General features: G+C 59.7%; 23 protein-coding genes. 6 read left to right on the top strand and 17 right to left on the bottom strand.

All coding sequences use genetic code 11. The annotated features are described in order from the left end of the window. Window positions 1-114 precede the first annotated feature (114 nt). From ACR0NM_RS11265 to ACR0NM_RS11285, 5 genes are all read left to right on the top strand, one after another. Window positions 115-1,215 carry an ABC transporter ATP-binding protein gene (locus tag ACR0NM_RS11265; protein WP_170401347.1) on the top strand — a complete coding sequence of 367 codons (1,101 nt, stop codon included), beginning with the start codon at window positions 115-117 and terminating at the stop codon, window positions 1,213-1,215. Window positions 1,216-1,316: 101 nt separating this feature from the next. Further along, a complete protein-coding gene (locus ACR0NM_RS11270) occupies window positions 1,317-2,408 on the top strand; it encodes an extracellular solute-binding protein (RefSeq protein ID WP_170391999.1) in 1,092 nt (363 codons plus the stop codon). Window positions 2,409-2,478: 70 nt separating this feature from the next. Further along, window positions 2,479-3,753 carry an ABC transporter permease gene (locus ACR0NM_RS11275; protein ID WP_170392001.1) on the top strand — a complete coding sequence of 425 codons (1,275 nt, stop codon included), beginning with the start codon at window positions 2,479-2,481 and terminating at the stop codon, window positions 3,751-3,753. A 5-nt stretch (window positions 3,754-3,758) separates the two neighbouring features. Beyond that, on the top strand, window positions 3,759-4,970 hold the full coding sequence (locus tag ACR0NM_RS11280; RefSeq protein WP_170392003.1) for an ABC transporter permease: 1,212 nt from the start codon (window positions 3,759-3,761) through the stop codon (window positions 4,968-4,970). 160 nt (window positions 4,971-5,130) lie between these two features. Beyond that, window positions 5,131-6,351, top strand: coding sequence for an aminopeptidase P family protein (locus ACR0NM_RS11285; RefSeq protein ID WP_480614738.1), 1,221 nt, complete (start codon window positions 5,131-5,133; stop codon window positions 6,349-6,351). A 30-nt stretch (window positions 6,352-6,381) separates the two neighbouring features. Here the strand turns inward: ACR0NM_RS11285 and speB are convergent, their stop codons facing one another. Continuing rightward, the gene (gene speB / locus ACR0NM_RS11290) at window positions 6,382-7,353 is read right to left on the bottom strand and encodes an agmatinase (RefSeq protein WP_480614741.1); all 972 of its coding nucleotides are present in this window, start codon (window positions 7,351-7,353) and stop codon (window positions 6,382-6,384) included. A 190-nt stretch (window positions 7,354-7,543) separates the two neighbouring features. Between speB and ACR0NM_RS11295 the strand changes: the two genes are divergently transcribed. Further along, a complete protein-coding gene (locus ACR0NM_RS11295) occupies window positions 7,544-8,914 on the top strand; it encodes a DUF3179 domain-containing protein (RefSeq protein ID WP_480614744.1) in 1,371 nt (456 codons plus the stop codon). On the opposite strand, the gene ACR0NM_RS11300 is transcribed toward ACR0NM_RS11295, so the two are convergent. The 16 genes from ACR0NM_RS11300 to ftsW all read right to left on the bottom strand — a co-directional run bounded on the left by ACR0NM_RS11300 (window position 8,915) and on the right by ftsW (window position 25,640). Next, the gene (locus ACR0NM_RS11300; RefSeq protein ID WP_170392011.1) at window positions 8,915-10,600 is read right to left on the bottom strand and encodes a chloride channel protein; all 1,686 of its coding nucleotides are present in this window, start codon (window positions 10,598-10,600) and stop codon (window positions 8,915-8,917) included. A 92-nt stretch (window positions 10,601-10,692) separates the two neighbouring features. Then, window positions 10,693-12,342, bottom strand: coding sequence for a DNA repair protein RecN (gene recN, locus ACR0NM_RS11305; protein WP_480614746.1), 1,650 nt, complete (start codon window positions 12,340-12,342; stop codon window positions 10,693-10,695). A 36-nt stretch (window positions 12,343-12,378) separates the two neighbouring features. After that, a complete protein-coding gene (locus tag ACR0NM_RS11310; protein ID WP_170392015.1) occupies window positions 12,379-13,242 on the bottom strand; it encodes an outer membrane protein assembly factor BamD in 864 nt (287 codons plus the stop codon). A gap of 126 nt (window positions 13,243-13,368) precedes the next feature. Then, complete coding sequence (lpxC, locus tag ACR0NM_RS11315) at window positions 13,369-14,289, bottom strand: UDP-3-O-acyl-N-acetylglucosamine deacetylase (RefSeq protein WP_170392017.1); 921 nt, start codon at window positions 14,287-14,289, stop codon at window positions 13,369-13,371. 214 nt (window positions 14,290-14,503) lie between these two features. Next, a complete protein-coding gene (gene ftsZ / locus ACR0NM_RS11320; RefSeq protein WP_170818750.1) occupies window positions 14,504-16,105 on the bottom strand; it encodes a cell division protein FtsZ in 1,602 nt (533 codons plus the stop codon). Between the two features lie 348 nt (window positions 16,106-16,453). Next, the gene (locus ACR0NM_RS11325) at window positions 16,454-16,873 is read right to left on the bottom strand and encodes a hypothetical protein (protein WP_170392021.1); all 420 of its coding nucleotides are present in this window, start codon (window positions 16,871-16,873) and stop codon (window positions 16,454-16,456) included. Then, window positions 16,860-18,194, bottom strand: a complete 1,335-nt coding sequence (gene ftsA, locus ACR0NM_RS11330; protein ID WP_170392023.1) for a cell division protein FtsA — start codon at window positions 18,192-18,194, stop codon at window positions 16,860-16,862. The genes ACR0NM_RS11325 and ftsA overlap by 14 nt, the downstream gene beginning before the upstream one ends. An 8-nt stretch (window positions 18,195-18,202) precedes the next feature. Then, window positions 18,203-19,207, bottom strand: coding sequence for a cell division protein FtsQ/DivIB (locus tag ACR0NM_RS11335; RefSeq protein ID WP_170732913.1), 1,005 nt, complete (start codon window positions 19,205-19,207; stop codon window positions 18,203-18,205). Beyond that, window positions 19,195-20,112 (bottom strand): D-alanine--D-alanine ligase, encoded by a 918-nt coding sequence (locus tag ACR0NM_RS11340; RefSeq protein ID WP_480614749.1) that lies wholly within the window; start codon window positions 20,110-20,112, stop codon window positions 19,195-19,197. Before ACR0NM_RS11340 ends, ACR0NM_RS11335 begins: the two co-directional genes overlap by 13 nt. 108 nt (window positions 20,113-20,220) lie before the next feature. Continuing rightward, window positions 20,221-21,147: a UDP-N-acetylmuramate dehydrogenase gene (murB, locus tag ACR0NM_RS11345; RefSeq protein ID WP_480614752.1), complete on the bottom strand. Its 927-nt coding sequence runs from the start codon at window positions 21,145-21,147 to the stop codon at window positions 20,221-20,223. Further along, on the bottom strand, window positions 21,144-21,437 hold the full coding sequence (locus ACR0NM_RS11350; protein ID WP_170392030.1) for a hypothetical protein: 294 nt from the start codon (window positions 21,435-21,437) through the stop codon (window positions 21,144-21,146). The genes murB and ACR0NM_RS11350 overlap by 4 nt, the downstream gene beginning before the upstream one ends. 23 nt (window positions 21,438-21,460) lie before the next feature. Next, the gene (locus tag ACR0NM_RS11355) at window positions 21,461-21,727 is read right to left on the bottom strand and encodes a DUF2484 family protein (protein WP_170625286.1); all 267 of its coding nucleotides are present in this window, start codon (window positions 21,725-21,727) and stop codon (window positions 21,461-21,463) included. Continuing rightward, window positions 21,724-21,972 carry a DUF2484 family protein gene (locus ACR0NM_RS11360; protein WP_170512262.1) on the bottom strand — a complete coding sequence of 83 codons (249 nt, stop codon included), beginning with the start codon at window positions 21,970-21,972 and terminating at the stop codon, window positions 21,724-21,726. Before ACR0NM_RS11360 ends, ACR0NM_RS11355 begins: the two co-directional genes overlap by 4 nt. 4 nt (window positions 21,973-21,976) lie before the next feature. Beyond that, window positions 21,977-23,383 carry a UDP-N-acetylmuramate--L-alanine ligase gene (gene murC, locus ACR0NM_RS11365; RefSeq protein WP_480614755.1) on the bottom strand — a complete coding sequence of 469 codons (1,407 nt, stop codon included), beginning with the start codon at window positions 23,381-23,383 and terminating at the stop codon, window positions 21,977-21,979. Continuing rightward, window positions 23,380-24,477: a UDP-N-acetylglucosamine--N-acetylmuramyl-(pentapeptide) pyrophosphoryl-undecaprenol N-acetylglucosamine transferase gene (locus tag ACR0NM_RS11370; protein WP_480614758.1), complete on the bottom strand. Its 1,098-nt coding sequence runs from the start codon at window positions 24,475-24,477 to the stop codon at window positions 23,380-23,382. Before ACR0NM_RS11370 ends, murC begins: the two co-directional genes overlap by 4 nt. After that, window positions 24,477-25,640, bottom strand: a complete 1,164-nt coding sequence (gene ftsW / locus ACR0NM_RS11375; protein WP_170392040.1) for a putative lipid II flippase FtsW — start codon at window positions 25,638-25,640, stop codon at window positions 24,477-24,479. The genes ACR0NM_RS11370 and ftsW overlap by 1 nt, the downstream gene beginning before the upstream one ends. Between the last annotated feature and the right edge of the window lie 76 nt (window positions 25,641-25,716).

Consider the following 25,716-nt stretch of genomic DNA (forward strand, 5'->3'; position numbering starts at 1 on the left):
CGACTCCAATTGCTTTACGGGCTTGCGACCATTTGTTAGCCTCGTCATCAATGCACGAGAAGATCAATGAGGCCCGGACCAACCGGGTAATCATTTGACGCAACAGGGGGTCTTGTGACCGACACAAATAGCGACGCCGCGTTTGTTGAATTTCAGCGCGTTCAAAAGTCTTATGATGGCGAGAACCTCGTCGTCAAAGATCTCAACCTGGCAATGCCAAAGGGCGAATTCCTGACCATGCTCGGGCCGTCCGGATCAGGTAAGACGACCTGCCTGATGATGCTTGCCGGATTCGAAACCGCCACACATGGCGAGATTCTTCTGGATGGAAAACCCATCAATAATATCCCTCCGCACAAACGTGGCATCGGGATGGTGTTCCAGAACTACGCTCTGTTCCCGCATATGACTGTGGCCGAGAATCTTTCATTCCCGCTGGAAGTCCGCAAGCTGGGCAAGTCCGAGCGCGAGGAGAAAGTCAAACGCGCGCTGGACATGGTGCAGATGGGTGCCTTCGGCAATCGTCGCCCCGCGCAGTTGTCGGGTGGTCAGCAGCAACGGATCGCACTGGCACGTGCGCTGGTTTTCGAGCCCGAACTGGTGTTGATGGACGAACCGCTGGGTGCGTTGGACAAACAACTACGCGAGCATATGCAGTTCGAAATCACCCGTCTGGCGCATGAACTGGGCATTACCACCGTCTACGTGACCCACGACCAGACCGAGGCATTGACCATGTCCGACCGTGTTGCGGTGTTTGACGATGGCCGCATTCAGCAACTGGCCCCGCCGGATCAGCTGTATGAAGAACCCGACAACAGTTTCGTGGCGCAATTCATCGGTGAAAACAATACCCTGGAAGGTGTTGTTAAATCCATCGATGGAGATACCTGCCTTGTGCAATTGGATGACGGCTCGGAAATCGATGCGGTGCCGATCAACGTGCACAATCCGGGCGAACGTACCAAGGTCTCGATCCGGCCCGAGCGCGTAGAATTCAATAAAGACCGACTGCATGCCGATGCACATACGCTGAAAGCAACGGTCAAGGAATTCATCTATATGGGCGACGTGTTCCGCTTCCGCATGTCGGTGGCGGGCAATGACGAGTTCATCGTCAAAACACGGAATGCCCCCGACGCCATCCGTCTGAATCCCGGACAGGAAATCGAGATCGGCTGGCTTGCAAAGGATTGTCGTGCGCTCGACGCATAGACCAAGCCGCGCGATACAAACGTGGCTTACCGAGGGACCAGCTGGCGAAAACCCGTGCGTCAGCTGACCAAACAACAAACGGGAAGTACTGGGAGTAACACATGAAAACTACAAAAACACTGCTGACAGCAGCTGCTATTGCGACAGCGGCTGGCGGCGTTTCCGCCGAAGAGATGACCATCGTCTCGTGGGGCGGCGCCTATTCCAAATCGCAGCTCAAGGCTTATCACGAGCCCTATTCGGAGAAGACCGGCGTTACCATCCTGAATGATGACAGCTCGAACGAGGCCGTCGCCAAACTGCGCGCGATGAACGAAGCGGGCAACATCACATGGGACGTGGTTGATGTGGTTGCGGCGGACGCGATCCGCCTCTGCGACGAAGGTCTGGCACTTGAGATCGATTTCGACACTCAACTGGCCCCTGCCCCCGATGGCACGCCTGCCTCCGAAGATTTCGGTGACCTTCTGGTCAGCGACTGCTTTATCCCGCAGATCGTCTATTCAACCACTTTCGGTTATCGCACAGATCTGGTCGGTGATACTCCGCCAACCGACATCTGCGCAGTATTCGATCTTGAAGCCTATCCCGGCAAGCGCTCGCTGGAAAAGCGCCCGATCAACAACATGGAATGGGCGTTGCTGTGTGACGGCGTTGCAAAAGACGACGTCTACGACGTTCTGGCCACTGCTGAAGGTCAGGACCAGGCCTTGGCCAAATTGGACACTATCAAGGACAGTGTCGTCTGGTGGTCTGCCGGTGCCGACACGCCACAATTGCTGGCTGATGGTGAAGTTGTCATGGGTTCGACCTATAACGGTCGCCTGTTCAGCGTGATCGAAGAACAAAAGCAGCCGGTAGCGATGCTGTGGGATGCTCAGGTATTCGATCTTGATGGCTGGATCATTCCGGCTGGCCTGAGCGAAGAGCGTCAACAGCGCGCGCTGGACTACATCATGTTCGCAACTGACACGCAGCGTCTGGCAGATCAGGCCAAGTACATCTCGTACGGCCCGGCTCGTGCCTCCTCTGCACCGCTGGTGGGGCAGCACGCCGATCTGGGCATCGACATGGCACCACACATGCCGACCGATCCGGAAAACGCCAAGAACACGTTCCTGTACAACTACGAGTTCTGGGCGGATTACCGCGACGATATCGACGCCAAATTCCAGGCTTGGCTGGCGCAATAAGCGTCTGATCTCCTGAGATTGTCGGGGGCGGCCTATCGCCCCCGACCCCAAAAATACCCAAGGGGTAACGATGACTGACGCCACCCAAAATACTGGTCCCATGCTGGCCGCGGACGGCACGCCACTCAAGCAATCGCTGGCCCGGTCTCTGCGACGGCAAAAGCTGCGGGCCCTGATGCTGGTCGCCCCACTGCTGCTGTTCGTTATGTTCTCGTTCATCGTGCCTATTGCGGCGATGCTGTTCCGATCCGTGGAAAACAGCATCGTACAAGAGACACTGCCCTTGACGGTCGAAGCATTGCAAAGCTGGGATGAAACCAGCGGCGAGTTGCCCGACGAGGCCGTTTATGACGCCTTTGTCCGCGACATGGTCGTGGCCGTCGATAACAAGACACACACCCGGCTGGGTTCGCGTCTGAACTATGAAGAGACAGGCATGTCTTCGATGTTCCGCCGCTCGGGTCGGAAAATGGGTAAGCTGGACCCCGAAACCGATGGGCCGTTCAAAGACCAGGTCATCGAGATTCACGACGGCTGGGGTGAACCGCAGACATGGGCGGTTATCAAGACGCATTCGCCCGCTGTCACCAATGGCTATTTCCTGAACGCTGTGGACATGCGCCGCACGCCCGAGGGCGCGCAGGCGCAGCCCGAGGACAAGCAGATCCTGATCAAGCTGTTCGGGCGCACTTTGTTCATGTCGCTGGTGATCACCGCGTCCTGTATCCTGCTGGCCTATCCGGTCAGTTATTTGCTGGCGACGCTTCCGATGCGGGTGTCGAACCTGCTGATGATCCTCGTGTTGTTGCCCTTTTGGACGTCATTGTTGGTGCGAACCTCGGCGTGGAAGGTGATGTTGCAGCAACAGGGCGTGATCAATGAAACATTGGTCTGGCTGGGACTGGTGGCCGACGACGCCAGGCTGGTGATCATCAACAACCAGATCGGCACGATCATAGCTATGACGCATATCCTGCTGCCGTTCATGATCCTGCCCATGTATTCGGTGATGCAGACTATACCGCCCTCGTATACCCGCGCTGCAAAATCCATGGGCGCGACCAACTGGACGACATTCTGGCGCATCTACTTCCCGCAATCCATTCCTGGCATTGGCGCGGGCTCAATCCTCGTGTTCATTCTGGCGATCGGCTACTACATCACGCCTGAAATCGTTGGCGGCACCAAAGGTGTCTTTATTTCGAACCGGATTGCCTATCACATCTCGTCCTCACTGAACTGGGGGCTGGCCGCGGCATTGGGAACGATCCTTCTGGGCGTCGTACTGCTGCTCTACTGGTGCTACGACAAGATTGTCGGCATTGATAACGTGAAGCTGGGATAATCGACATGGCCGCACTTACTCCGATATCCCGCAAACCTTTGTCCATGGTCTTACCAAGCGTTGCGCTGGCAGGCGCCTTCGCCGGTATCTTTGTCGGCGCGGGCAATGGCTCGGTCTTCCTCGGCATCATTGGCGGTGCAGCCTTGATCGCCGCTGTGGCCTGGGTCTACATCACGATACTCAAGAACGAAAAGCTGGCACGATGGATCAATATCCTTGGCTTTGGCATCGTCGGTTTTCTGTTCTCTGGCCCAATGGGCGGCGTTCTGGGCCTGTTGGGTGGATGGTTCTTCGTCTGGTTTATCTTTTGGCTGTACGAAGGTCGATATCGCCAAAAACTGTTGCCTTATCTGACCGCGAAACAAGTGTTCTATCACTACTTGTTCCGGGTGATCTGCGGCGCGATCTTCGTGTTCCTGATCACCCCGATCCTCGTGGTTTTGCCGCTTTCGTTCAACGCGCAGGACTTCTTTACCTTCACGCCAGAAATGCTGCGGCTCGACCCGGAAGGGTACTCGCTCAAGCACTACCGCGATTTCTTCACCAACAATGAATGGCAGCGCAGCTTCAAGAACTCACTCATCATTGCTCCAATTGCGACGATCATCTCGGTCTCGCTGGGCACGCTGGCGGCCATTGGCCTCAGCCAGAGCCACGTTCCAGGCCGCCGCGCCATCATGGGCATCCTGATCTCGCCAATGATCGTGCCGCTGATCATTTCAGCCACAGGCATGTTCTTCTTCTACAGCGATATCGGCCGCTTCATGGAGGGAACACTGGGCATGAACAAGAATTTTGTGGGCTATGTGAAAGTGATCCTCGCTCACGCCGTTCTGGGTATTCCATTCGTCATCATCACCGTGACCGCAACGCTAGTGGGCTTTGACCGCTCGCTGACGCGGGCGGCTGCGAATATGGGCGCGGGTCCGGTGCGGACATTCTTCAAGATTCAGATGCCCTTGATCCTGCCGGGTGTGATCTCAGGCGGCTTGTTTGCCTTCATCACCTCATTCGACGAGGTGGTCGTGGTACTGTTTGTCGGCTCGGCTAGCCAAAAAACACTGCCATGGCAGATGTTCACCGGCCTGCGCGAACAGATCAGCCCGACCATTCTGGCGGTGGCCACGATCCTCGTGGTGATCTCGATTGCGCTGCTGACCACGGTCGAGCTGCTGCGCCGTCGGTCCGAGCGCCTGCGAGGCCTTTCCCCCGCTTGACGCAGGCCTAGGTCTGATCTAACGATTCACCTGTTCATCCCAGCCGCGATGGCGTCGCGGACGCACTGGGATGATCGGCTCTCGGACCCCGAGACCGCCTGTCCTGAACGCCGGGACAAGTGGCCGGGTTTGCCGCCCGGCAATGATGAGAGACCAAGTCATGACAGACACAACAAAACGCCCCGAATTCTTCACCTGCCACAATGGCGACAAGGCGCCCCTGCCGTTCAGCAAGGGCGAATACGACCGCCGCCTTGGCGCCCTGCGCGCAATCATGGCCAAGCATGACATCCCCGCCGTACTGCTGACCTCGATGCAGAACATCGCCTATTATTCCGGCTTTCTGTACTGCTCTTTCGGCCGCCCCTACGGCTGCGTGGTAACACAGGACGCTTGCACCACTGTCTCGGCAAACATCGACGCGGGCCAACCGTGGCGGCGCTCGGTTGAGGACAACGTCATCTACACCGACTGGAAGCGCAACAATTACTGGCGCGCAGTGGCCAGCCTGATCGGCGGGGCCAAACGGATCGGGATCGAAGGCGACCACATGACATTGGCGGCGCGCAACACGGCGCTGGACATGCTGGGCGGACCGGAACTGATCGATATCGCACCTGACACGATGTTTGCCCGCATGGTGAAATCCGCAGAAGAGATCGAGCTGATCAAAGGCGGCGCGCGCACCGCTGACGTGGGTGGGGCCGCCATTCACGCAGCGATCCGTGAAGGCGCCACCGAGATCGAGATCGCCATGGCTGGACGCGACGCGATGGAAGAGGAAATCGCCCGCGCATACCCGGATGCCGAATACCGCGACACATGGGTCTGGTTCCAGTCGGAGCTTAACACCGATGGCGCCCATAACCCTGTCACCAAACGCGCGCTGCAAAAGGGCGATATCCTGTCGCTGAACACCTTCCCGATGATCTCGGGCTATTACACCGCGCTGGAACGCACCCTGTTCCTGGGCGAGCCCGACGCAGACAGCCTGCGCCTGTGGAAGGCCAACGTTGCCGCGCATGAGCTGGGCCTGAGCCTGATCAAACCCGGCGCGACCTGTTCGGGCATCACGGCTGAGATCAACCGCTTCTTCGCGGATGAGGGCCTGCTGCAATACCGCTCGTTCGGGTATGGCCATTCCTTCGGCATCCTCAGCCACTATTACGGGCGCGAGGCCGGTCTGGAGCTGCGCGAAGATATCGACACGGTGCTGGAACCCGGCATGGTCGTCTCGATCGAGCCGATGCTGTGGATCCCCGAAGGCCAGCCCGGCGCGGGCGGCTATCGTGAACACGATATCCTTGTGGTTGGTGAAGACGGGGCCGAGAACATCACCGGCTTCCCCTATGGTCCCGGCCACAACATCATCGATGCATGAAAAAACGGGTGGGGCGACATGCCCCACCTTCTATCGCTGGGCGCGTTCGTGAAAGATGACGCCCAGAAAGTTCAGCAATAGCTGCGCCGCCAGAATTTGGGTACTTTCCGTCGGGTCGTAAGCAGGTGCGACTTCGACCAGATCGATGCCCACAACATCCCCGCGTTTGGCCAGACCCTGTAGAATTTCCAGTACATCGTAGTAGAGAAACCCGCCATGGCTGGGCGTCCCGGTGCCCGCGGCAATCGAAGGACAGAAGGCGTCGATATCTATCGTTACGTAATACCGTGCCCCCTGCGGGATACGCGCCAGCACTGCCTCGGCCCCCAGTTTGCGCACCTGCCGCACAGACAGGATGTCCGACCCGCGCGCACGGGCGTCGTCATAGCCTTCCTTCGCGGTGGATGAGACATTGCGGATGCCCAGCTGCGTCATCCCTGAGACATAGTCTTTCTCAATCGCCCGCCGCATCGGGTTGCCATGTCCGGCGGTCACTCCGTGGCGTTCATCGACAAAATCCAGATGCGCGTCGATCTGCACCACATGGATCGGGCCGTTCTGCGTGCAATCCTCGGCGAAGGCATTGATACAGGGGATGTTGATCGAATGGTCCCCGCCAATTGTCACCGGCAAGGCCCCTGCTTTCAGGATCTTGCCCACCCCCAAGGCGATATTCGCATGGCTCTCGTCGGTCTTGGTATGGATAATATCCGCGTCCCCCAGATCAACGATCCGCACCGAGCCATCCAGATAGGTTGCGTCATCTTCGTGATCATAAGCCCCAGCGTGGCCGAAACTGAACAGGGTCGAGGCTTCGCGCACGGCCCGAGGTCCAAACCGCGCCCCCGGTCGCCATTGGGTCCCGAAATCGAAGGGCGCGCCGAGAACGGCGATATCCGCCTCTATCTCATCCCAATTCTCAACATATGGAGATTTGGCGAAGGTTGAGATGCCGACAAAAGGCAGGTTTAGTCGCCCCGCCTTATAACCATGGTCTTGCATGGGTATTTCCTTTTTCATTGCCACTGTCACGTTCGATGACATCAATCGCAGCAGCATCTTGTGCTCAGGATGGACCAATGTCGAGATGCCCGGCGTGCAGCTTCAGTATTTCGAGCCACTCACGCGAGTGTTGCGTGTATGTGATCTGCTTTGCAGGCAAGATCGAATATGAACCCGATCGGAGGATGCCATGTCGATTCCACGTCGCAGCTTTGTCGGCCTGTTGGGGGCAAGCGCTGTAGCACCTCGCGCTCTTTGGGCGCAGGATGACCCTGTTTACGATGCCGTACGTTCAACTTTGTATGGCAGTCGGACCGATTTCGAAGCCGGGATGGCGTTCCTGACCGAGCGCGGCAACCCGGACGTTGTGCCCGCTCTTTTGACGGCGATGCGCTATGGCAGACGGCGAGAGCGAGACATTGCCAAAGTCATGGAAGCGTTGAGCGGCGCGCGCCACGGCACAGACTGGTTCGAATGGATGCTATGGCAAGAACGGAACGCTCAGATTGTACCTCATCCATCTTTGATACCGTTCAAACGCGAAGTTCTTTTGGGCATCGATCAGAACTTCGATGTTTTCCTGAAACCCGAATATTTGCAACGCGACAAGATGAAGATTCGGCTGGAAGAGATCAGTTGGGGTGGTGTGCTCAAGGACGGTATCCCTTCGCTGGACAATCCCAAGCTGATCCCGGCGGCGCGGGCGGAATACATGAAAGACGACGATCTGGTCTTTGGCGTCTCGATCAACGGCGATGTACGCGCTTATCCGCTGCGCATCATGGGCTGGCACGAGATGTTCAACGAGGTGATCGGAGGCGTTCCGGTAGCACTGGCCTATTGTACGCTGTGCGGATCGGGGATTTTGTTTGAAACGCAGGTCGAGGGGCGGCGGAAGCCGTTTGTATTTGGCTCGTCCGGGTTCCTGTATCGGTCGAACAAATTGATGTTCGACCGTGAGACGCATTCGTTATGGAACCAGTACACAGGTAAGCCCGTGGTCGGACCGCTGGTCAACAGTGGGATCGAGCTGAAGCAGCGTCCTGTGGTGATCACCCGCTGGGACAGCTGGAAGGCGTCGCATCCGGATACGCAGGTGCTGTCGCTCAGCACCGGTCATCGGCGCAACTATGGCTCGGGCGTTGTGTATCGCGATTACTTTGCCTCACCCGATCTGATGTTCCCGGCCTTGGTCGATCAAAGTAGGCATCGCCAGAAGGACTACGTGTTCGCCGTGCGCCAGTTCGGCGCGGCGCGGGCGTGGCCGTTGGACGCGTTCAAGGGCAAGCCGGTGATCAACGATGCGATTGGCGGGCGGGCACTGATGCTGATGGGCGACCCGGACAAGCGCAGCGTGCGCGCCTACGAGCGTGGGTCGCGCCAGTTCCGCGCGACCACCGATGGCGGGCTGCTGGACGAAACGGGCAACAAGTGGCGCGTCACCGAAGAGGCACTGATTGGCCCGGATGGCGCAGAGTTGCCGCGCGTCGCGGGACATATCTCGTATTGGTTTGCCTGGGACAATTATCTGGGCGACGCAGCCAGCGTTTACGGACGCTGATCAAGAATGTTCCTCGGCCGCTGTGGCGGCCAGCGCGCGGTTGTAAGCTTTCAGCGCGTCGATGTGATAGAGCGCGCCAACGGGGTTTTCACAGCCGTCCTTGTCGATGATCACCACCGGGATGCAAGGGATGTCATCGCGGTCGAAATATGGCATCGCGGCCTCAAGCGTGGCGCTGGCCTTGACGCATAGGCCTTGTTCGATCAATGCCTGCGCGTCTTCCTTGGAGATCGAACGCGCGTCCCCCAGCGGGCGCATTACTGCGCCTGCGCGCAGCATTGCCAGCAAGTAGGCCTGCGGCCCGGCGGCAAGGTGCACATTGCGTCGTTCCAGCTGGGTCAGGAAGAAGGACCGGTCCACAAGGCGCGAGGCCAGCGCAGTGGACATCGAGACCGAAACCATCACGGCGAGGCCGATCTGCCAGTCTCCGGTCAATTCAAACACGATGAGCGTGGTCGAGATTGGTGCGCCCAGCACCGCGGCAGCCACCGCGCCCATCCCGGCAAAGGCATAGAGCGTATGGGTGCCTGACACATCTGGCAGCAATCCGGTGGCGATCAGGCCGAAGGCCAACCCGGTCAGCGCTCCGATCATCAATGACGGGGAAAACACACCACCACCCATGCGACCGCCCATGGTAATCGCCACTGCGACGGTCTTGATGACCGCGAACAGGATCGCGGTCGTCAGCACGAGGTCCCCGGTCAAGGCACGGATCGTGGTTTCGTATCCCACGCCGATGATGTGCGGAAACCAGACCGCCAACAGGCCGAGCATCGCGCCCGAAACACCGGGGCGCAGCCAGCGCGGCAGAGACAAGCGGTTTTGGATATGCGTGCCGATATCCTCGGCAAAGAAGATCGATCGCATCAACAGCAGCGAGACCAGCCCGCAAATCAGGCCTAGGATCAGGAAGGCGGGCAGCTCGACATAGAATTGCAACGACCCGGGCGTATCCAGCGTGAATTCGGTCACGTCACCATAAGCCAGCCGGTTGATCACGGTCCCCGCGACCGAGGCGATGACAATGGGCGCAAAGGCATGAACGGCGAAGTGGCGCAACACAACCTCAAGCGCAAACAAGGCCCCGGCGATAGGGGCGTTGAAACTGGCCGAAACAGCAGCGGCCACAGCGCAACCCAATAGGTCGCGCCCGGTGATGCCGTCGGCGTGGATACGGTCGCTGACCCAAGTCGAGATGACCCCGGCCATATGCACAACAGGTCCTTCCCGCCCCGTGGATCCGCCTGAGCTGAGCGTGATCAGCGAAGCGAAAAAAGATGCGATACCGGCCTTCTTTTCGACCCGTCCATCAGTGATGGCCGCACCCTCGATCACATCAGCTACCGAACGCACACGGCCATCATCGGTGTACCTGTTCAGGATGATCCCGACGACCAACCCGCCGACCACAGGTGTAAGGAAAATCCAGAGCCAATGCAGCTTCTCAGCATGGCTGTGCAGGAATAGGATATCTTCGGTGTTGTAGAGATAAGCCTGCAACGACGAGATCGCCATCCGGAATCCCAGCGCCATGAAGCCTGCAGCGATCCCGATGACCAGAGCGATAAACCAGAACTGAATCTGGCTGGGGCCACGATGAAGCATTACCCGCCATGCATCCCGCAGCGCCGAGAGGGCTTGATTGAGCTGATTGCGCAGCACGGTGCGGGTCGATTGGGTCATTGGCCCTCGTTGGGGTGGTCGCCTGACCCTTAGTAAGCCACGCGCGCGCCTTAGAAAAGTCGGTTCACGACAAGATGCTCACAGAATACGCGTCATGCATCCAACAGGGCACGGGCAGCGGCGCGTGCCTCATCCGTAATGGTGTCGCCTGCGACCATCCGGGCGATTTCGTCGACGCGGTCGGGGTCGGCCAGCGGGATCACGGTGGACAGGGTCTGATCGCCGGTGACCTGTTTCTGCACCCGCCAGTGATGCGCCGCCCGTGCGGCCACTTGCGGCGAGTGGGTGACGACCAGCACCTGCCCGCCCTGCGCGAGTGCGGCCAGACGGCGGCCCACCGCGTCCGCCGTGGCACCGCCGACACCGCGGTCAATCTCGTCAAAGATCATCGTGCGGGCACTGTCTTCGCCCGTTAGGCAGACCTTAAGCGCCAGCAGAAAGCGGCTGAGCTCGCCGCCCGAGGCGATTTTGTTGAGCGGCCCTGACGGCGCCCCCGGGTTGGTGGCGACGGTGAAGGCCACCGCGTCGATGCCTTCGGGGCCTGCGTCGGTCGCGGTGACCTCGGTTCGGAACACGGCGCGTTCCATTTTCAGGGGCGCTAGTTCAGCCATTACTGCGGTGTCCAACGCACTGGCGGCCTTATGGCGCGTTTCGCCGAGTGCGGTGGCCGCGTTGTCATACGCAGCTTGTGCCGCGTCCACAGCAGCGCGTTTGTTGCTGAGGTCGGCGTCACCTGCATCCAGCCGGTTCAGGCGGTCGCGCAAGGTATCGGCGAAGGTGCCCAGATCATCGGGGGCCACATCGTGTTTCCGTGCCAGCGCGCGAATGGCAAAGAGGCGTTCCTCGGCCTGTTCCAGTTCCGCTGGGTTGAAATCGAGCGCTTGCAGACAGGCGTTGACCCCATCCTGCGCCTCGCCCAGTTCGATCAGGGCGCGACCCAGCGCTGCAATGGGGCCTTCCAACTGGCCACCCGCATTGTCCGACACGCCTTCCAGCCAGCGCACGGCATCGGCCATCGCGCCCTCGGCCCCGTCGCCGTCCAGCAAGGCAAAGGCACGGGCCACGTCATCGCGAATCCGCTCGGCCCCTTGCATCATGCGGCGGCGGGCGTCGAGATCTGCATCCTCGCCCGGCTGCGGGTCAAGCTGATCCAACTCGGCAACGGAATGACGCAGGAACTCTTCTTCGGCACGCATAGCCTCCAGCGCTGCCTCAGTCTGCGCCAGAGCTTTGCGGGCGATGGACATCTGGCCCCATGCGGCACGCACGGCGGCCAACTGATCCCCTGCCCCGGCATAGGCATCCAGCATTGCGCGATGCCCGCGTGGATTCAGCAGGCCTCGGTCATCATGTTGGCCGTGCAGTTCGATCAGAGTATCCGACAGCGCCCGTAACACTTCGCCCGAACAACGGCGGTCATTGACCCATGCAGTCTTACGTCCCTCGGCGGTGTTGACGCGGCGCAGGATCAGCTCCTCGCCACCGGGCAGACCCGCCTCGGCCAGAATCGAATGGGCAGGGTGATCGTCACGCAGTTCAAACTCGGCCACAACTTCGCCCTGCGCGGCCCCCTGACGAACCAGCTCGGCGCGCCCGCGCCAGCCCAGCACAAAGCCCAGCGAATCCAGCAAGATCGACTTGCCCGCGCCGGTTTCACCGGTCAAAGCATTCAAGCCCGGCTGAAACGTCAGCTCCAGCCGGTCGATGATCAGCATGTCGCGGATATCAAGGGCGCGCAGCATCGGGTCTTTAGCGTCCCAAGCCTTTAGCCATGGCCGTTACAACCACTCACCCTTGACGGTCTGGCGATAGATCGTGCTGAGCCAATTGTTACCTCGGCTCTTTAGATCGAGACCACGCGACGTCAGCAACGTGTACCCCGCGTCGTACCATTCTGAGGACTGATAGTTGTAACCCAGAATCGCACCCGCGGTCTGCGCCTCGTCCACCAGTCCCAGCGCCAGATACGCCTCGATCAGGCGATAGAGCGCCTCGGCGGTATGAGATGTGGTCTGAAAATCCTCGACCACCACGCGGAATCGATTGATCGCCGCAGTGAAGTGATCCTGACGCAGATAATAGCGCCCGATCTCCATCTCTTTGCCAGCCAGATGGTCGAAGGCAAGGTCGAATTTCAGTACGGCAGATGTGGCATACTCACTGTCTGGGTAGACTTCGATCACCGTGCGCAGCGCCTGCAGTGCCTGAAAGGTCAGCCCCTGATCACGACCCACTTCGTCGATCTGATCATAGTAGCTGAGCGCCAGAAGATACTGGGCATAGGCGGCGTCTTCGTCAGTGGGATAGAAATCGATATAGCGCTGCGCGGCGGCGCGGCTTTCTTCATAGTTCTGGTCCGAATGGAATGAGAACGCCTGCATGATCAGCGCACGTTTCGCCCAATCGGAATAAGGATAAAGCCGCTCTACTTCAGAGAAATACCAAGCCGCGTCGTCCGAGCGATTCTGCGACAGCTCGTATTCACCGCGGGTGTAAATCTGTTCAGGCGTGAAACCTTCGAGGTTTTGGCTGCGGTCTGCCCCACGGTTACCAAACAGACCTCCGGCATTGCCACATGCCGTCAAAGTTGCTGCCAGAAGAAGCGCACCTGCGATTCTGACTGCCGCTTTGCTGCCAACCATTCCGCCCATCCTTGTCGTCTACTTAGCGGGAATTACCCCCGATCGGGCCTTGGTCTAGCACATAAAATTCCAGTGCAAAACGCCTTATCCACCCTCATGGCGCAAATGTCGTCAGAGTTGATCAGATCACGCAACCTGCGGGATTTCGCTCCGCACAAGGCCCTGGCCGGGCAGACGCGCGGCTTGTTCAGGGGTACAAAGGATCGGACGCACAGCGCCCGGTGTTTCGAACAGTTTGCGCAGCAATGTGTTGGTCATCGAATGCCCCGACTTCTCGCCGACAAAGCGCCCCAGAATCGGACCGCCTGCAAGATAGAGATCACCCAGAGCGTCCAGCATTTTGTGGCGCACCGCTTCATCCGTGTGACGGAAGCCACCCGGGGTCAGGACTTCGTCGCCCTGTACGACTACCGCATTGTCCAATGTGCCGCCCAAGGCCAATCCGTTTTCACGCATCGCTTCAACATCTGTGCGGCGGCAAAACGTGCGACTGTCGCAGAGTTCACGCGCAAACGAACCATTGCGCATGTCCAAAACCTTTGTCTGGCTGCCAATGGCGTCATCTTCGAAATCAATGTGGAACTCGATCTCCAGACCTTCCGCAGGCGCGATCGATGCCTTTGCGCCTTCGCGTTCAACTGAGATGGGTTTAAGCACCTCATAAGCCAGTACCGGACTGGCCTGACGACGAACGCCTTTGGCCATGATGCCCTGAACAAAGGCCACGGACGAGCCATCCATGATCGGGACTTCGGGACCGTCGATTTCAATCAGTGCATTATGCACACCACATCCGGCAAGTGCCGCCATGATGTGTTCCACAGTCGATACCGACACATTCGCATCGTTAACCAATCGTGTGCAAAGAGGCGTCCGCTCAACAACATCATAGATAGCGGGGATCAACGCATTGCCCAGCTCGATATCAGTCCGTTTGAACCAGATTCCATGACCTGCCGCTGCAGGCTTCAGAACCATCGTCGCAGGCTTGCCGCTATGCAGCCCAGTGCCCACAAACGTGACTGAAGATTTGAGCGTATGTTGCAATGTGAGCCTCGGTGAGTTGTGTCCAGCCTATCAGGGGCTGTGTTGCACCCTCAACTAAGGAAGGGGGCGTTAAGGCTCAACTCACCTTTTGCAACCGAATGAAACATGAATGTGACACATCGGCAAATCCCTGCTTACACCAGCTCAACACTTTGTGTTTCCACAAAAAAGGGCCGCGCGATGGCGGCCCTTCGGGATGATTTTGTTACCGCGATCAGTTGGCCTGACGCCTTAGGAAGGCGGGAATTTCGATGCGCTCCTGATCAGGATCGGCTTCATCCTGAACAGGTGCCGTTGCGTCAACCGACCGCATCGCAGGCTGTTGGCGTACCGGTTGAGCGGGCGTATCGGCCGCATGGCCGGTCATCCGGTCAATCAATCGGTTGAAGCCAAAACGCGGGCGATCCTCGGTCGCTTGCTGCGGCTGAGGGGCCGGTTCGCGAGGTGCCTCAGGCGTCGGACGCAGCCGGTTCGAAGGTACTTTCTGAACTGCGGCCTGCAACCGCTGCATCGCTTCCGCAGACGGTGTGCCGGGGGTCTGGGCACGCGGTGCGTCGTAGGAGTCGACTGTCTCTTCGACTTCGGGTTGCGGTTCGAACTGCGCCACCTGAGGCTGATAGGCGGGCGGAGGCAGCCCGTCATCGTCCTGCTCGGCAGCGGGTTGTTCGTCTTGCCAGCCTTCATTGAACTCGACATCTTCGATGGACTCGAACAGCGTGGGCGCAATGTTGTCCTCAGCCGGGGCCTCATCTGCCGCGATTTGTTCAGGCGTGGAGTCTTCTGCCGAAACCGAGCGTGTCAGCGGAGCCGACATCGAACGGCGGGCGACCGGTACATCTTCGCTTTTCTCGCTGGCATCGATACCGGTGGCAACGACTGAAACGCGCATGCCGCCTTCCATCTCGGTGTCCAGGGTCGAACCGACAATGATATTGGCCTCGGGGTCCACTTCCTCGCGGATGCGGTTGGCGGCCTCGTCCAGTTCGAACAGGGTCAGGTCGTGCGCACCGGTGATGTTGATTAGCACACCCTTGGCACCCTTGAGGCTGATTTCGTCCAACAGCGGGTTGGCAATGGCCTTCTCGGCTGCCTGAATGGCGCGATCTTCACCGGTCGCTTCGCCTGTGCCCATCATCGCCTTGCCCATCTCGTCCATCACGGCTCGAACGTCGGCGAAGTCGAGGTTGATCAGACCCGGACGCACCATCAGGTCGGTTACGCCTTTGACGCCCTGATACAGGACATCGTCGGCCATCGAGAACGCCTCGGTAAACGTGGTCTTTTCGTTGGCCAGACGGAACAGGTTCTGGTTCGGAATGATGATCAGCGTGTCAACGACTTTCTGCAGCGCATCAACGCCGTCTTCGGCCTGACGCATACGCTTGGCGCCTTCGAACTGGAAGGGCTTGGTGACAACGCCAACGGTCAGGACACCCAGCTCCCGCGCTGCCTGCGCGATGATCGGGGCTGCGCCGGTGCCTGTGCCGCCACCCATGCCGGCGGTGATAAAGCACATATGCGCACCCGCTAGGTGATCGACGATCTGTTCGATGCTTTCTTCAGCTGCTGCAGCACCCACGGTCGGACGCGCACCTGCACCTAACCCTTCGGTGACTTTGACGCCCAGCTGCACCCGCGCCGACGAACGGCTTTGCTGCAGCGCCTGTGCGTCTGTGTTGGCGACGACAAATTCTACGCCGTCCAACTGTTTTTCAATCATGTTGTCGACAGCATTGCCCCCAGCGCCGCCAACGCCAAATACGGTAATCCGAGGCTTGAGTTCGTCGTGCCCGGGCATCGAAAGATTTAATGTCATGCTCTGTCCGCCTGTTTTTTATGTTGCCGCAAAATGCGGTTTTTCTGACCTATCCACAGTCGATTTTACTGTGTCATTTCGGAAACGTCACCAGAAAAATCGCACGAATCCACAAAATATGGAGGAAATAAGGCAGCAAACAGCGGCATTTCGCTGTTACCGCGACATGTTGCGGCGAAGGACTCATGCGCTACTACACACGGAAAGACCCCGCCCACCTTGAGGGGGGTGTAAAACTTTTAGTCACTCGTTTGGTCGCGGAAAACTGCTCAATGTCCTGCCGCTGGGCCTCTGCCGGGCCTTGAGCCTTATTTTGCGGCAATTTGGCAGTTGCCGCAACTGATTTCTTTAGCCTACCGGGGCACTTGGGCAATTCAGGCCATCTTCAGAGATGCTACGGACCTCTTGCATTTCGCTGCCGACGAAGCGCGCCAGCCGCACCATCAACCGGTCATTGTACAGGTAGGGCCACCAGCAGACTGGCAGGCCATCGGGCGCATCATCGTACAGAAAACAGATCTGGCCATTTGGCGTGGTGATCTGGCCATAGACACAGCCCCGCCCCTCCATCCGCCAGACCGAGAGAGTCGGGCTGAGAAATTCCTCAGTTCCGACCAACATACCGCTTCGGATTTCATGGAAGGTGATCGTTTTGCCAACGACGGCGCTCAGAAACGCCTCTGGCGTAATCAGGGTTTGAGCCGGGGCCGCAGCGGGTCCAAGGGCCGCGCCAACGGCTGCACCACGCAGGGCATTACCAATTGTCACGGAACCAGCGCACGGCGCGCTTGAACGGGCGCGCGGCATAGGTGTCGACCGGGATCTCAAAATCCCACCATTCGTCCTGAGGATGCGCCGCAAACAGGCTAAGCCCCACTGCCGAAGAAAAACCGGGCCCGGTCGCGGATTGCGGCAGGCCATGAACACGCAGCGGGCGGCCCAAACGAACACGCTGACCCAGAATCCGGCTGGCAAGCCCGTCTAGCCCCATGATCTGGCTGCCACCACCAGTCAGAACGATCTGCTGGCTTGGCAGGTGGTCGAAACCGGCAGCGTCCAGACGAGTACGCACCTCTTCGAGAATCTCCTCGACGCGGGGGCGCATGATGCCGATCAACTCGGCACGGCTGACGGTACGGCGGTCATGCTCCCAATCGCCAGTATCGCCACCGATGTCGATCAGGTCGCGATCATCGGCTCCGGTCGCGTGAACGCCGCCGTTGAAGGTCTTGATCCGTTCGGCCACCGCTGCGGGCACGCCGAGGCCCATCGAAATGTCGCTGGTCACGTGATCCCCGCCCATGCGCACGCAATCGGCATAGATCATGTGTTTCTTCATGAAGATCGAGATGCTGGTGGTGCCGCCGCCCAGATCGATACAGGCCGCGCCCAACTCCTGTTCGTCCTCGACCAATGCGGAAATGCCCGAGACATAGGCCGAGTTCGCAATCCCCGCCAGCTCCAGATCGCAGCGCTTGATACAGCGGACGATGTTCTGGATCGCCACCGCATCGACGGTTAGCATGTGCATATCCACTGCAAGGCTCTGCCCCAACTGCCCACGCGGATCGATTAGTCCCGAGCGGTTGTCGAGCGCGAAATTCACCGGTTGCGCATGCAGTACCTCGCGCCCTTCGCCGTAATCGGGCACGTCGCAGGCGTTCAGGACACGACCGACCTCGGCTTCGGTAACCAATTGGCCTTCCAGATCAACCTGCGCATCCAGCCCGTAGGAACGCGGGTTCGCCCCTGAGAAGGATGCAATCACGTGATCGACGCGGATATCGGCCATCTTCTGCGCCGCCTGCAGCGCGGTGCGGATGGCGCGCTCGGTTTCCTGCATCGCGGTAACCTCGCCGAACTGCACCCCGCGCGAACGGGTGGTCGCAGCGCCAATGACCCGGAAACCGGTTTGTCCGGCCATCGAGCCGATCGAGTTATCCTCGGACAACCGCCCGGTCCCGTCGAAGCGCAGGACAAGGCAGGCGATTTTGGAGCTGCCCACATCCAGAATGGCGACGACGCCGCGTTGCATCGCCTGCCGGCGCATCTGCCGCATGGCGCGTTGGGACTGATAAAGATCGGTCATCATGGTCGTTACTGCCCGCTACTCACATCTACTTTTGTGTTCCACCAGTCTTCGCTGGCCGTTTTGTTCATTCGGATGGTCGGTCGCTGCCCCAGTCGCATGTCGACCACGGCCACGTCACGTTCCAGAAGGTCCTGCACCTCGTTCACCGCCAACACGCGTTCCAGCGCGCGCGCCGGACGTTCGGTCGGCAACATGATGCGCTGGTTTCGATCCAGCACCAGATCCCAGCGCCGTTCGCCAACGCGCACCAAACCGCGCACGCGTTCGCCCAAGCTGCGGGCTGTGGTCAGGATTTGCAGCGCCTCGGGGACATGTTTGTTCGCGCCCTTCCCTGCGATCAGTGGCAGGGCTGCGTGATCGGCGCGTGCTGAAACACGGTCGACATGAGCTCCGGTTTCATCCAATAGCTCGATCCCGTCTCGGGTGCGCCAGACGATGACCGGCTGGCGTTCGACCACATCAACCTGAAGAATCCCGCCAGGGCGAATGCGTACGGTTGCCGATTTCACCGGGTCAAGCCCGGTGATGGTGTCGCGGATCAACTCCACATCCAGATCCCACGAACTGAGCGGGAAATCGAGCGGCACGATCTCGCGGATATCCTCAGACAGTGCGGTTCCTGCCCCGTCGATGGCCATCAGGTTGACCATGAATTCGGGGCGCTCCTGGATCGAGGTCTTGATGTCGGCGATATAGGTGCTGACCGCCTCACGACGTTCTTCGGCGGCAAAGAAGCCACCCACCAAACCAACGACGGTCAGAACCGGCAGGCCAATTTTTAGCCCGCGCCGGATGCCGGGGGTGAGCATCCAGCGCTGAAAGCGGTAGCTGAGGCGCGAGGGCGCGGGGTCCACGTTGCGCGCGCGGCCAAAAAGACGCGCCCCGCGCAAATGCAGCTTAGGTTCGGTTTTGGGCTCGGGCCTTGGCGCGGCGGTGAAATCGGCATCCGGCCCCGCCAACGGTTTGGTCCGGTGAATCACCGGCGCGCGGGTGGCGGTCAGCGGTCGCATGAGGCGTCCTCCACCATCCAGGCGCAGAGCTGGCCGAAACTGATGCCAAGATGCTCGGCCTGTTCGGGTACCAGCGAAGTCGGCGTCATGCCAGGCTGGGTGTTGGTTTCCAGCAGAAACAACCCGTCGGCACCCTTGCTGTCATCCCAGCGGTAATCGGTGCGGGACACGCCGCGACACCCCAGCGCATTATGCGCCTTAACCGCATAGTCCATGCAGCGGTCAAAGATATCCTGCGGGATCTCGGCGGGCAGCACATGCCACGAGCCGCCGGGCTTGTACTTGGCATCATAATCGTACCAACCGCCATCGGTCATGATCTCGGTCACCGTCAGGGCGCGATCGCCCATCACGGTCACGGTCAGTTCACGGCCCGCGACGTATTTCTCGACCATCACCTGATCAGGCATCGCCTCGTCCAGTTGCGGCGGGCCGTTGGCATTTTCATGCACGATATAGATGCCGACGCTGGAACCTTCGTTGTTGGGCTTGGCCACATAGGGCGGCTCCATCACATGGACCTCGACCACCTCGACCTTGGGAACGATCAGGCTGGGTACGATGGGTAATCCTTCGGCGGCGTAGACCTCTTTGCTGCGTTGCTTGTCCATTGCAAGGGCCGAAGCCAGCACACCGGAATGCGTGTAAGGAATGCGCATCCATTCCAGTAGCCCCTGCACACAGCCATCCTCGCCCCAGCGTCCATGCAGGGCGTTGAACACCACATCGGGTTGGATATCGGCAAGGCGAGCAACAAGGTCCGGACCTGCGTCCAGTTCGACCACTTCAAAGCCTTCACCCACAAGAGCGGCTGCGCATTCGCGCCCAGAGCTGAGAGACACCTCGCGTTCTGCCGAGGGGCCGCCCATCAACACCGCCACTTTGGGGTTTGTCCTGCTCGACATACCCAATGTGCGCCTCAATGTCCCCGGACCTTATGTGGTGGTCCGTACTGCGTTTATGCCTTTGATCCGTCGTCCTAATTTGCCTGTTATGGTCTGACGGTCGGGGCTTTATTCTTCCAGCGGATCGCCGACCCGCATGATTTCCCACTCTAGCGTGATGCCGCTTGTTTCGTAAACCTTTTTTCGCACCTCTTCGCCCAGACCTTCGAGGTCTGCGGCGGTGGCGTCGCCTGTATTGATCATGAAATTCGAGTGTTTGGGACTCATCTGCGCGCCACCTTTTGTGGCCCCGCGCATACCCGCGTCATCGATCACTTTCCACGCCTTGAGGTCATGCACATCGTCCGCGCGCCCAGTCGACGAGAACCCGGCTGGATTACGGAAGGTCGACCCGGCGCTGCGGTCCTTGGTGGGTTGAGTTTCGTCGCGCTTTTTTAGCTGCGCCTCCATGCGAGCGTGCAGCTCAGCCGGATCGCCTGAGGGGCCTTGAAACGTCGCCGAGATCAGCACCGCGCCTTCGGGCAGGTCGGACTGGCGATAGCGGAAGCTGAAGTCTTGCGGGGTCAGGTCCACGATCTCTCCGGCGCGGGTGACTACGGTAGCCTTTTGCAGCACATCCGCCGTATAGCTGCCGTAACAGCCCGCGTTCATGCGCACGGCCCCGCCGATCGACCCGGGTATCGTGCGCAGGAAAGTCAGGTCCACACCTCCATCCGCTGCTTTACGCGCCACATGCGCATCCAGTGCGGCGGCACCCGCGCTGACGGTATTGCCGTCGACCGAGATACCATTGAACCCGCGCCCCAATCGGATCACCACCGCCCGCAGACCACCATCACGGACGATCAGATTGGATCCGACACCCATAGGAAAGATGGGAACATCCGCAGGCAGATCACGCAGAAACGACTGAAGGTCTTCGGTATCGGCGGGTTGAAACAGATAATCCGCTGGTCCGCCGACGCGCAGCCAGGTGAGTTCGGAAAGAGAACGCGCCGCGGACAGGCGGCCACGGACGTCGGGCAGTCCGCTCATGCGCCTTCCCGGGATGCAAGGCTGCGCCCGCCTACTCCACCCATGATCACCGCAAACAGGAAGGGCAGGACCGCACCGGTCAGCCAGACGAAGGGGCCGAACGCCTGTTCCTCTTCCCCGGTGCCGACACTGGCCAGCATTATGATCAATACCAGACCAAGGGCCGAGGTCAGCCCGATCAGCCACAGCAGTGCCTTGAGGCCGATCCAGCGCGCGGCGACAAAACCCGCAAGCGTCCCGAGGATCAGGGTAATCAGCGGCAAATAGGCGAAAGTGGCGATGTCGACCATGGGGGCCTCCTGAAAATGGCCAGTTACTTGTTCGCCGCCTTCATGCCCTGCATTTTCGTCTTTGTCCAACGGGTGAGGTAAATCACCGGCCAACGCAGAACTGACATACCTGCCGCCAGAACCAGCAGCCCGATCCATGGACCATTTTCATAGGTGACATAGCCTAGGATAGGGACGCCAACGGCGATCAGGAAATAGGCGCGCCGCCAATGGTTGTCCTTGCTGGGCAACATCGCCAACACGTTGGCGACAACACCCCACAGACCGGCAAGCGCAATCGACCAGTTCATTCCGACACCTCTTTACCCGTCCACTTGCGCCAGTAGTAGCGGATCGGGTTGCGGTACATCGAAACAAAACCGCCAGCAGCCAGGATTCCGACGAACCAGCCATAGTCTAAACTCAGCCACAGAATCAGAGCAGGCGCGCTGGCAAACAGTACAACACCCGGCGGGAATTGCAGGTGCATCGGCAGCATCGCCACAATGGTGGAAGCGAAGACCCAGACGCAGGCGAGTATGAGCGATAGCGCCACGAGGTTAGCTCGCTTTGGCGATTAACCGGTCAGGCAAACCGTTGGCCCAGGTACTGATCGTACCTGCGCCGAGGCAGACAACCATATCGCCCGGGCGGGCCTGTTCACGGACAAGGCGGGCCAGGTCTTCTTCGTTCAAGATCGCGCGCGCGTGGCGGTGGCCGTGGCGGATCAGGCCCTGCACAAGATCGTCACGGCTGGCACCTTCGATCGGATCTTCGCCTGCAGCAAAGACCTCCGCAATAGCGACCACGTCGGCGTCGTTGAAGCAGGTGCAGAAATCGTCGAACAGGTCGGACAGGCGGGAATAGCGGTGAGGCTGGTGGACGGCGATGACGCGGCCCTCGGTGGCCTGACGTGCGGCCTTGAGAACGGCGGCGATTTCGACCGGGTGGTGGCCGTAATCGTCGATGATGGTGACGCCGTTAATTTCGCCGACCTTGGTAAAGCGGCGGTTGACGCCGCCGAAATTGGCCAGCGCATCGCGGATTTCACTGGCCTTCATGCCCAGATGACGGGCCACGGCCACGGCGCTCAGCGCATTAGAGACATTGTGGTCGCCGGGCATTGGCAAGGTGCAACCTTCGATCACCGTGTCTTCGTAGCGCAAATGGATGTCGAAATGGGCAACGCCGCCTTTGTAGGTCAGGTTCTCGGCACGCACATCGGCCTGAGCGTTGAAACCATAGGTGCGCACGCGACGGTCCGAGATGCGACCGACCAGAGCCTGAACCTCAGCATGATCGGTGCAGCAGACGGCCAGGCCATAAAAAGGGAGGTTCGAGACGAATTCGAAAAACCCGTCGCGCAGTTTGTCGAAATCACCCCAATGCTCCATATGCTCGGGGTCTATATTGGTGACAATGGCAATGGTTGCGGGCAGCCGATTGAACGAGCCGTCGCTCTCATCCGCTTCAACCACCATCCATTCGCCCTGCCCCATGCGGGCGTTGCTGCCATAGGCGTGGATGATGCCGCCATTGATGACGGTGGGGTCGAAATCGCCGGCAACCATCAATTCGGCCATCATTGTGGTCGTAGTCGTTTTTCCGTGGGTTCCGGCAATGGCAATATTCGAGCGCAGCCGCATGAGTTCGGCCAGCATGTCGGCGCGGCGCACCACCGGCAGGCCCTGCGCGCGTGCTTCATCCAATTCCGGATTGCCCGGTTTGATCGCGGTCGAGACGACAACGACGGCGGCATTCTTAAGGTTTTCGGCGCGCTGGCCCTCGAAAATCTCGGCCCCAAGCGCGGCCAGCCGATCAGTAATCTTCGAGGTTTTCAGGTCCGACCCCTGCACTCGGTAGCCCAGGTTCAAAAGCACCTCGGCGATGCCCGACATCCCGATCCCGCCGATGCCCACGAAGTGGATCGGTCCAACGTCCTGCGGCAGTTTGGTTGCTGGATTCATGAGGTCTCCTTCTGCGCCAGTTGCTCGACAAGGGCGACCAGACGCTCGGTGGCGTCCGGTGCCCCGACCGATAGCGCGGCATGGGCCATTTGCTGTGCGGCTTCGGGGTTGGTGAGAACCGTGGTCATCTGCTCTGTCAGCGCGGGAACGTCAAGGGCGTTTTCGGGGATCATGATCGCACCGCCTGCCTGAACCAATCCACGCGCATTGGCTGTTTGATGATCTCCGGCAGCCGTGGCAAGCGGGATCAAAATCGACGGGCGGCCAATCACGGAAATGTCGGCGATACTGGAGGCACCCGACCGGCTGACAACCAGCTGCGCGTCGGACATACGGCGAGGTACGTCGTCAAAGAAAGGCTGTACATCGGCGCGTATGCCGTGATCGGCGTAAAAGGCCTTGACCCGTTCACCATCCTCATCGCGGGCCTGATGCGAGACGCGGATATACCCGCGCAGATATTCAGGCAGCGCAGCGATGGCCCCCGGCACCACGTCACTGAGGATACGTGCGCCCTGAGAGCCGCCCATCACCAGGACGGACATCGGGTACTCCCCAGGCGGGATATAGGGGGCAGCAGCGCGTTCAAGAACGGAGGCGCGAACCGGGTTACCAGTGTGTATGCCCTTGGACCCTTCAGGCAGATCGGTGGGCCAGACACCACAGGCCACTTGAGCCACACGCGTGGCAAACAGTTGGTTTACCCGGCCCAGAACGCCATTTTGTTCATGGATCATACGCGGCAGCTTCAGCAGGATGGCCGCGCCCAGCGCCGGTATCGACGGATAGCCGCCAAAGCCCACCACCACATCCGGCTTGTCACGCATCATCTGCGCAGCCATGCTAGTGACTCCAGCAGCAATCTTGGGTCCAACCAACATCTTGGCCGCCAAACCGCCTCGGGCGAAGGTGGCCGAGGATGCCTCGACAATCTCGACGTCTGCAGGGAACGCACCGGTATAGCGCGCTCCGCGCGGGTCGGTGGACAGGCGCACACGCCAGCCTTTCTGCAGCATCGCCTCGGCCAACGCCTGCGCGGGGAACATGTGGCCCCCGGTGCCACCTGCTGCGATTAGTAGATAAGGTTTGCCCATCAGCCTCGTCCGCGCAGAATGTCGCCCAGCTCGCCCTGCGGGCGGGTTCGGGTGAAGGCCAGCAACATGCCAACCGCGATGCCGCCAGCAATCAGGGACGATCCGCCATAACTGACAAACGGCAGCGTCATGCCCTTGGCGGGCAGAAGACGCACGGCGACGCCCATGTTGATCATAGCCTGCACGCCGAACATGCAGGCCAGACCAGTGCCAGCCAGACGGATGAACATGTCGCGTTCGCGCATCAGCCGCAGCAGCGAACGCACAACGATCAGCGAGTACAGTGCGATGATAATCAGCACCAGAATCAGCCCGTATTCTTCGGCCGCGACCGCGATGATGAAATCCGTATGCGCATCAGGCAGAGACCACTTGACCTGCCCCTCACCCACGCCGACGCCAAACAGACCGCCTTCGCGGATGGCATTGGTGGCATACCCAAGCTGGGTGGTGGGATCGAGTTCCTGATTAAGAAAACCATCGATACGACGGGCAAAGTGCTCGGAATTGGAATAGGCGAACATTCCGCCCAGAACCACGGCTCCGGCCATTCCGACCAGCAATAGCATCGGGGCTCCGGCGACAAAATACATCACACCCCAACCAAAAAGGATAAGGCAGGCCTGCCCGAAATCGGGCTGCATCACCAGCATTGCCACGATGGACATACACAGTGCAAAGGACCACAACCGCCCCGGCGGGCCGTTGATTTCCTGTGATGCGGCCAACAGCCATGCGGCCACCACGACAAAACCGGGCTTGAGGAACTCGGATGGCTGCAACGAGGCAAAACCCAGCGAATACCAGCGCACCGCGCCTTTGCCAAAGTCTGTACCGAAGACCGGCAGGAAGGCCAGCGCCACGAACGAGGCCAGAAAGCCCAGAATCGCCAGCCGCCGCACCAGTGTCGGCGACATCATTGAGGTCAGCAGCATCGCGACCAGCGCCAGCCCGCCAAAGATCGCCTGACGTTCTACATAGTGAAAAGGATCGAACCCGTTACGCCCCGCTAGTGGCGGCGACGAGGCTAGCCCCAGCAAAAGCCCGATGACAAACAGGATCAGGACGCAGGACATCGTCCAGCGATCAATCGTTCGCCACCACTTCGGAAGAATCGGTTCTCCGCGCTGGTCCTGGACCGCGCCATACACCATCTCAGTCATGAGATACCGCCACTATCTGCCTCGTTAACGTCCCGTTTTCGGGATCTGATTGAGAGTCTACAGGGATTTTTACATT

It is taken from the genome of Ruegeria sp. AF2 (assembly GCF_056542025.1).

What these genes read in the sequence shown, in the direction of transcription:
- ftsA (WP_170392023.1), bottom strand. Translation starts at nt 18,194, where the DNA reads ATGACCGATCTTTATCAGTCCCAACGCGCCATGCGGCAGATGCGCCGG.
- ACR0NM_RS11355 (WP_170625286.1), bottom strand. Translation starts at nt 21,727, where the DNA reads ATGAACTGGTCGATTGCGCTTGCCGGTCTGTGGGGTGTTGTCGCCAAC.
- murC (WP_480614755.1), bottom strand. Translation starts at nt 23,383, where the DNA reads ATGAATCCAGCAACCAAACTGCCGCAGGACGTTGGACCGATCCACTTC.
- speB (WP_480614741.1), bottom strand. Translation starts at nt 7,353, where the DNA reads ATGCAAGACCATGGTTATAAGGCGGGGCGACTAAACCTGCCTTTTGTC.
- ACR0NM_RS11275 (WP_170392001.1), top strand. Translation starts at nt 2,479, where the DNA reads ATGACTGACGCCACCCAAAATACTGGTCCCATGCTGGCCGCGGACGGC.
- ACR0NM_RS11295 (WP_480614744.1), top strand. Translation starts at nt 7,544, where the DNA reads ATGTCGATTCCACGTCGCAGCTTTGTCGGCCTGTTGGGGGCAAGCGCT.
- murB (WP_480614752.1), bottom strand. Translation starts at nt 21,147, where the DNA reads ATGAGCGGACTGCCCGACGTCCGTGGCCGCCTGTCCGCGGCGCGTTCT.
- ACR0NM_RS11370 (WP_480614758.1), bottom strand. Translation starts at nt 24,477, where the DNA reads ATGGGCAAACCTTATCTACTAATCGCAGCAGGTGGCACCGGGGGCCAC.
- ACR0NM_RS11350 (WP_170392030.1), bottom strand. Translation starts at nt 21,437, where the DNA reads ATGGTCGACATCGCCACTTTCGCCTATTTGCCGCTGATTACCCTGATC.
- ftsW (WP_170392040.1), bottom strand. Translation starts at nt 25,640, where the DNA reads ATGACTGAGATGGTGTATGGCGCGGTCCAGGACCAGCGCGGAGAACCG.
- ACR0NM_RS11335 (WP_170732913.1), bottom strand. Translation starts at nt 19,207, where the DNA reads ATGCGACCGCTGACCGCCACCCGCGCGCCGGTGATTCACCGGACCAAA.
- ACR0NM_RS11285 (WP_480614738.1), top strand. Translation starts at nt 5,131, where the DNA reads ATGACAGACACAACAAAACGCCCCGAATTCTTCACCTGCCACAATGGC.
- ftsZ (WP_170818750.1), bottom strand. Translation starts at nt 16,105, where the DNA reads ATGACATTAAATCTTTCGATGCCCGGGCACGACGAACTCAAGCCTCGG.
- ACR0NM_RS11310 (WP_170392015.1), bottom strand. Translation starts at nt 13,242, where the DNA reads ATGGTTGGCAGCAAAGCGGCAGTCAGAATCGCAGGTGCGCTTCTTCTG.
- ACR0NM_RS11280 (WP_170392003.1), top strand. Translation starts at nt 3,759, where the DNA reads ATGGCCGCACTTACTCCGATATCCCGCAAACCTTTGTCCATGGTCTTA.
- ACR0NM_RS11300 (WP_170392011.1), bottom strand. Translation starts at nt 10,600, where the DNA reads ATGACCCAATCGACCCGCACCGTGCTGCGCAATCAGCTCAATCAAGCC.
- ACR0NM_RS11270 (WP_170391999.1), top strand. Translation starts at nt 1,317, where the DNA reads ATGAAAACTACAAAAACACTGCTGACAGCAGCTGCTATTGCGACAGCG.
- recN (WP_480614746.1), bottom strand. Translation starts at nt 12,342, where the DNA reads ATGCTGCGCGCCCTTGATATCCGCGACATGCTGATCATCGACCGGCTG.
- ACR0NM_RS11340 (WP_480614749.1), bottom strand. Translation starts at nt 20,112, where the DNA reads ATGTCGAGCAGGACAAACCCCAAAGTGGCGGTGTTGATGGGCGGCCCC.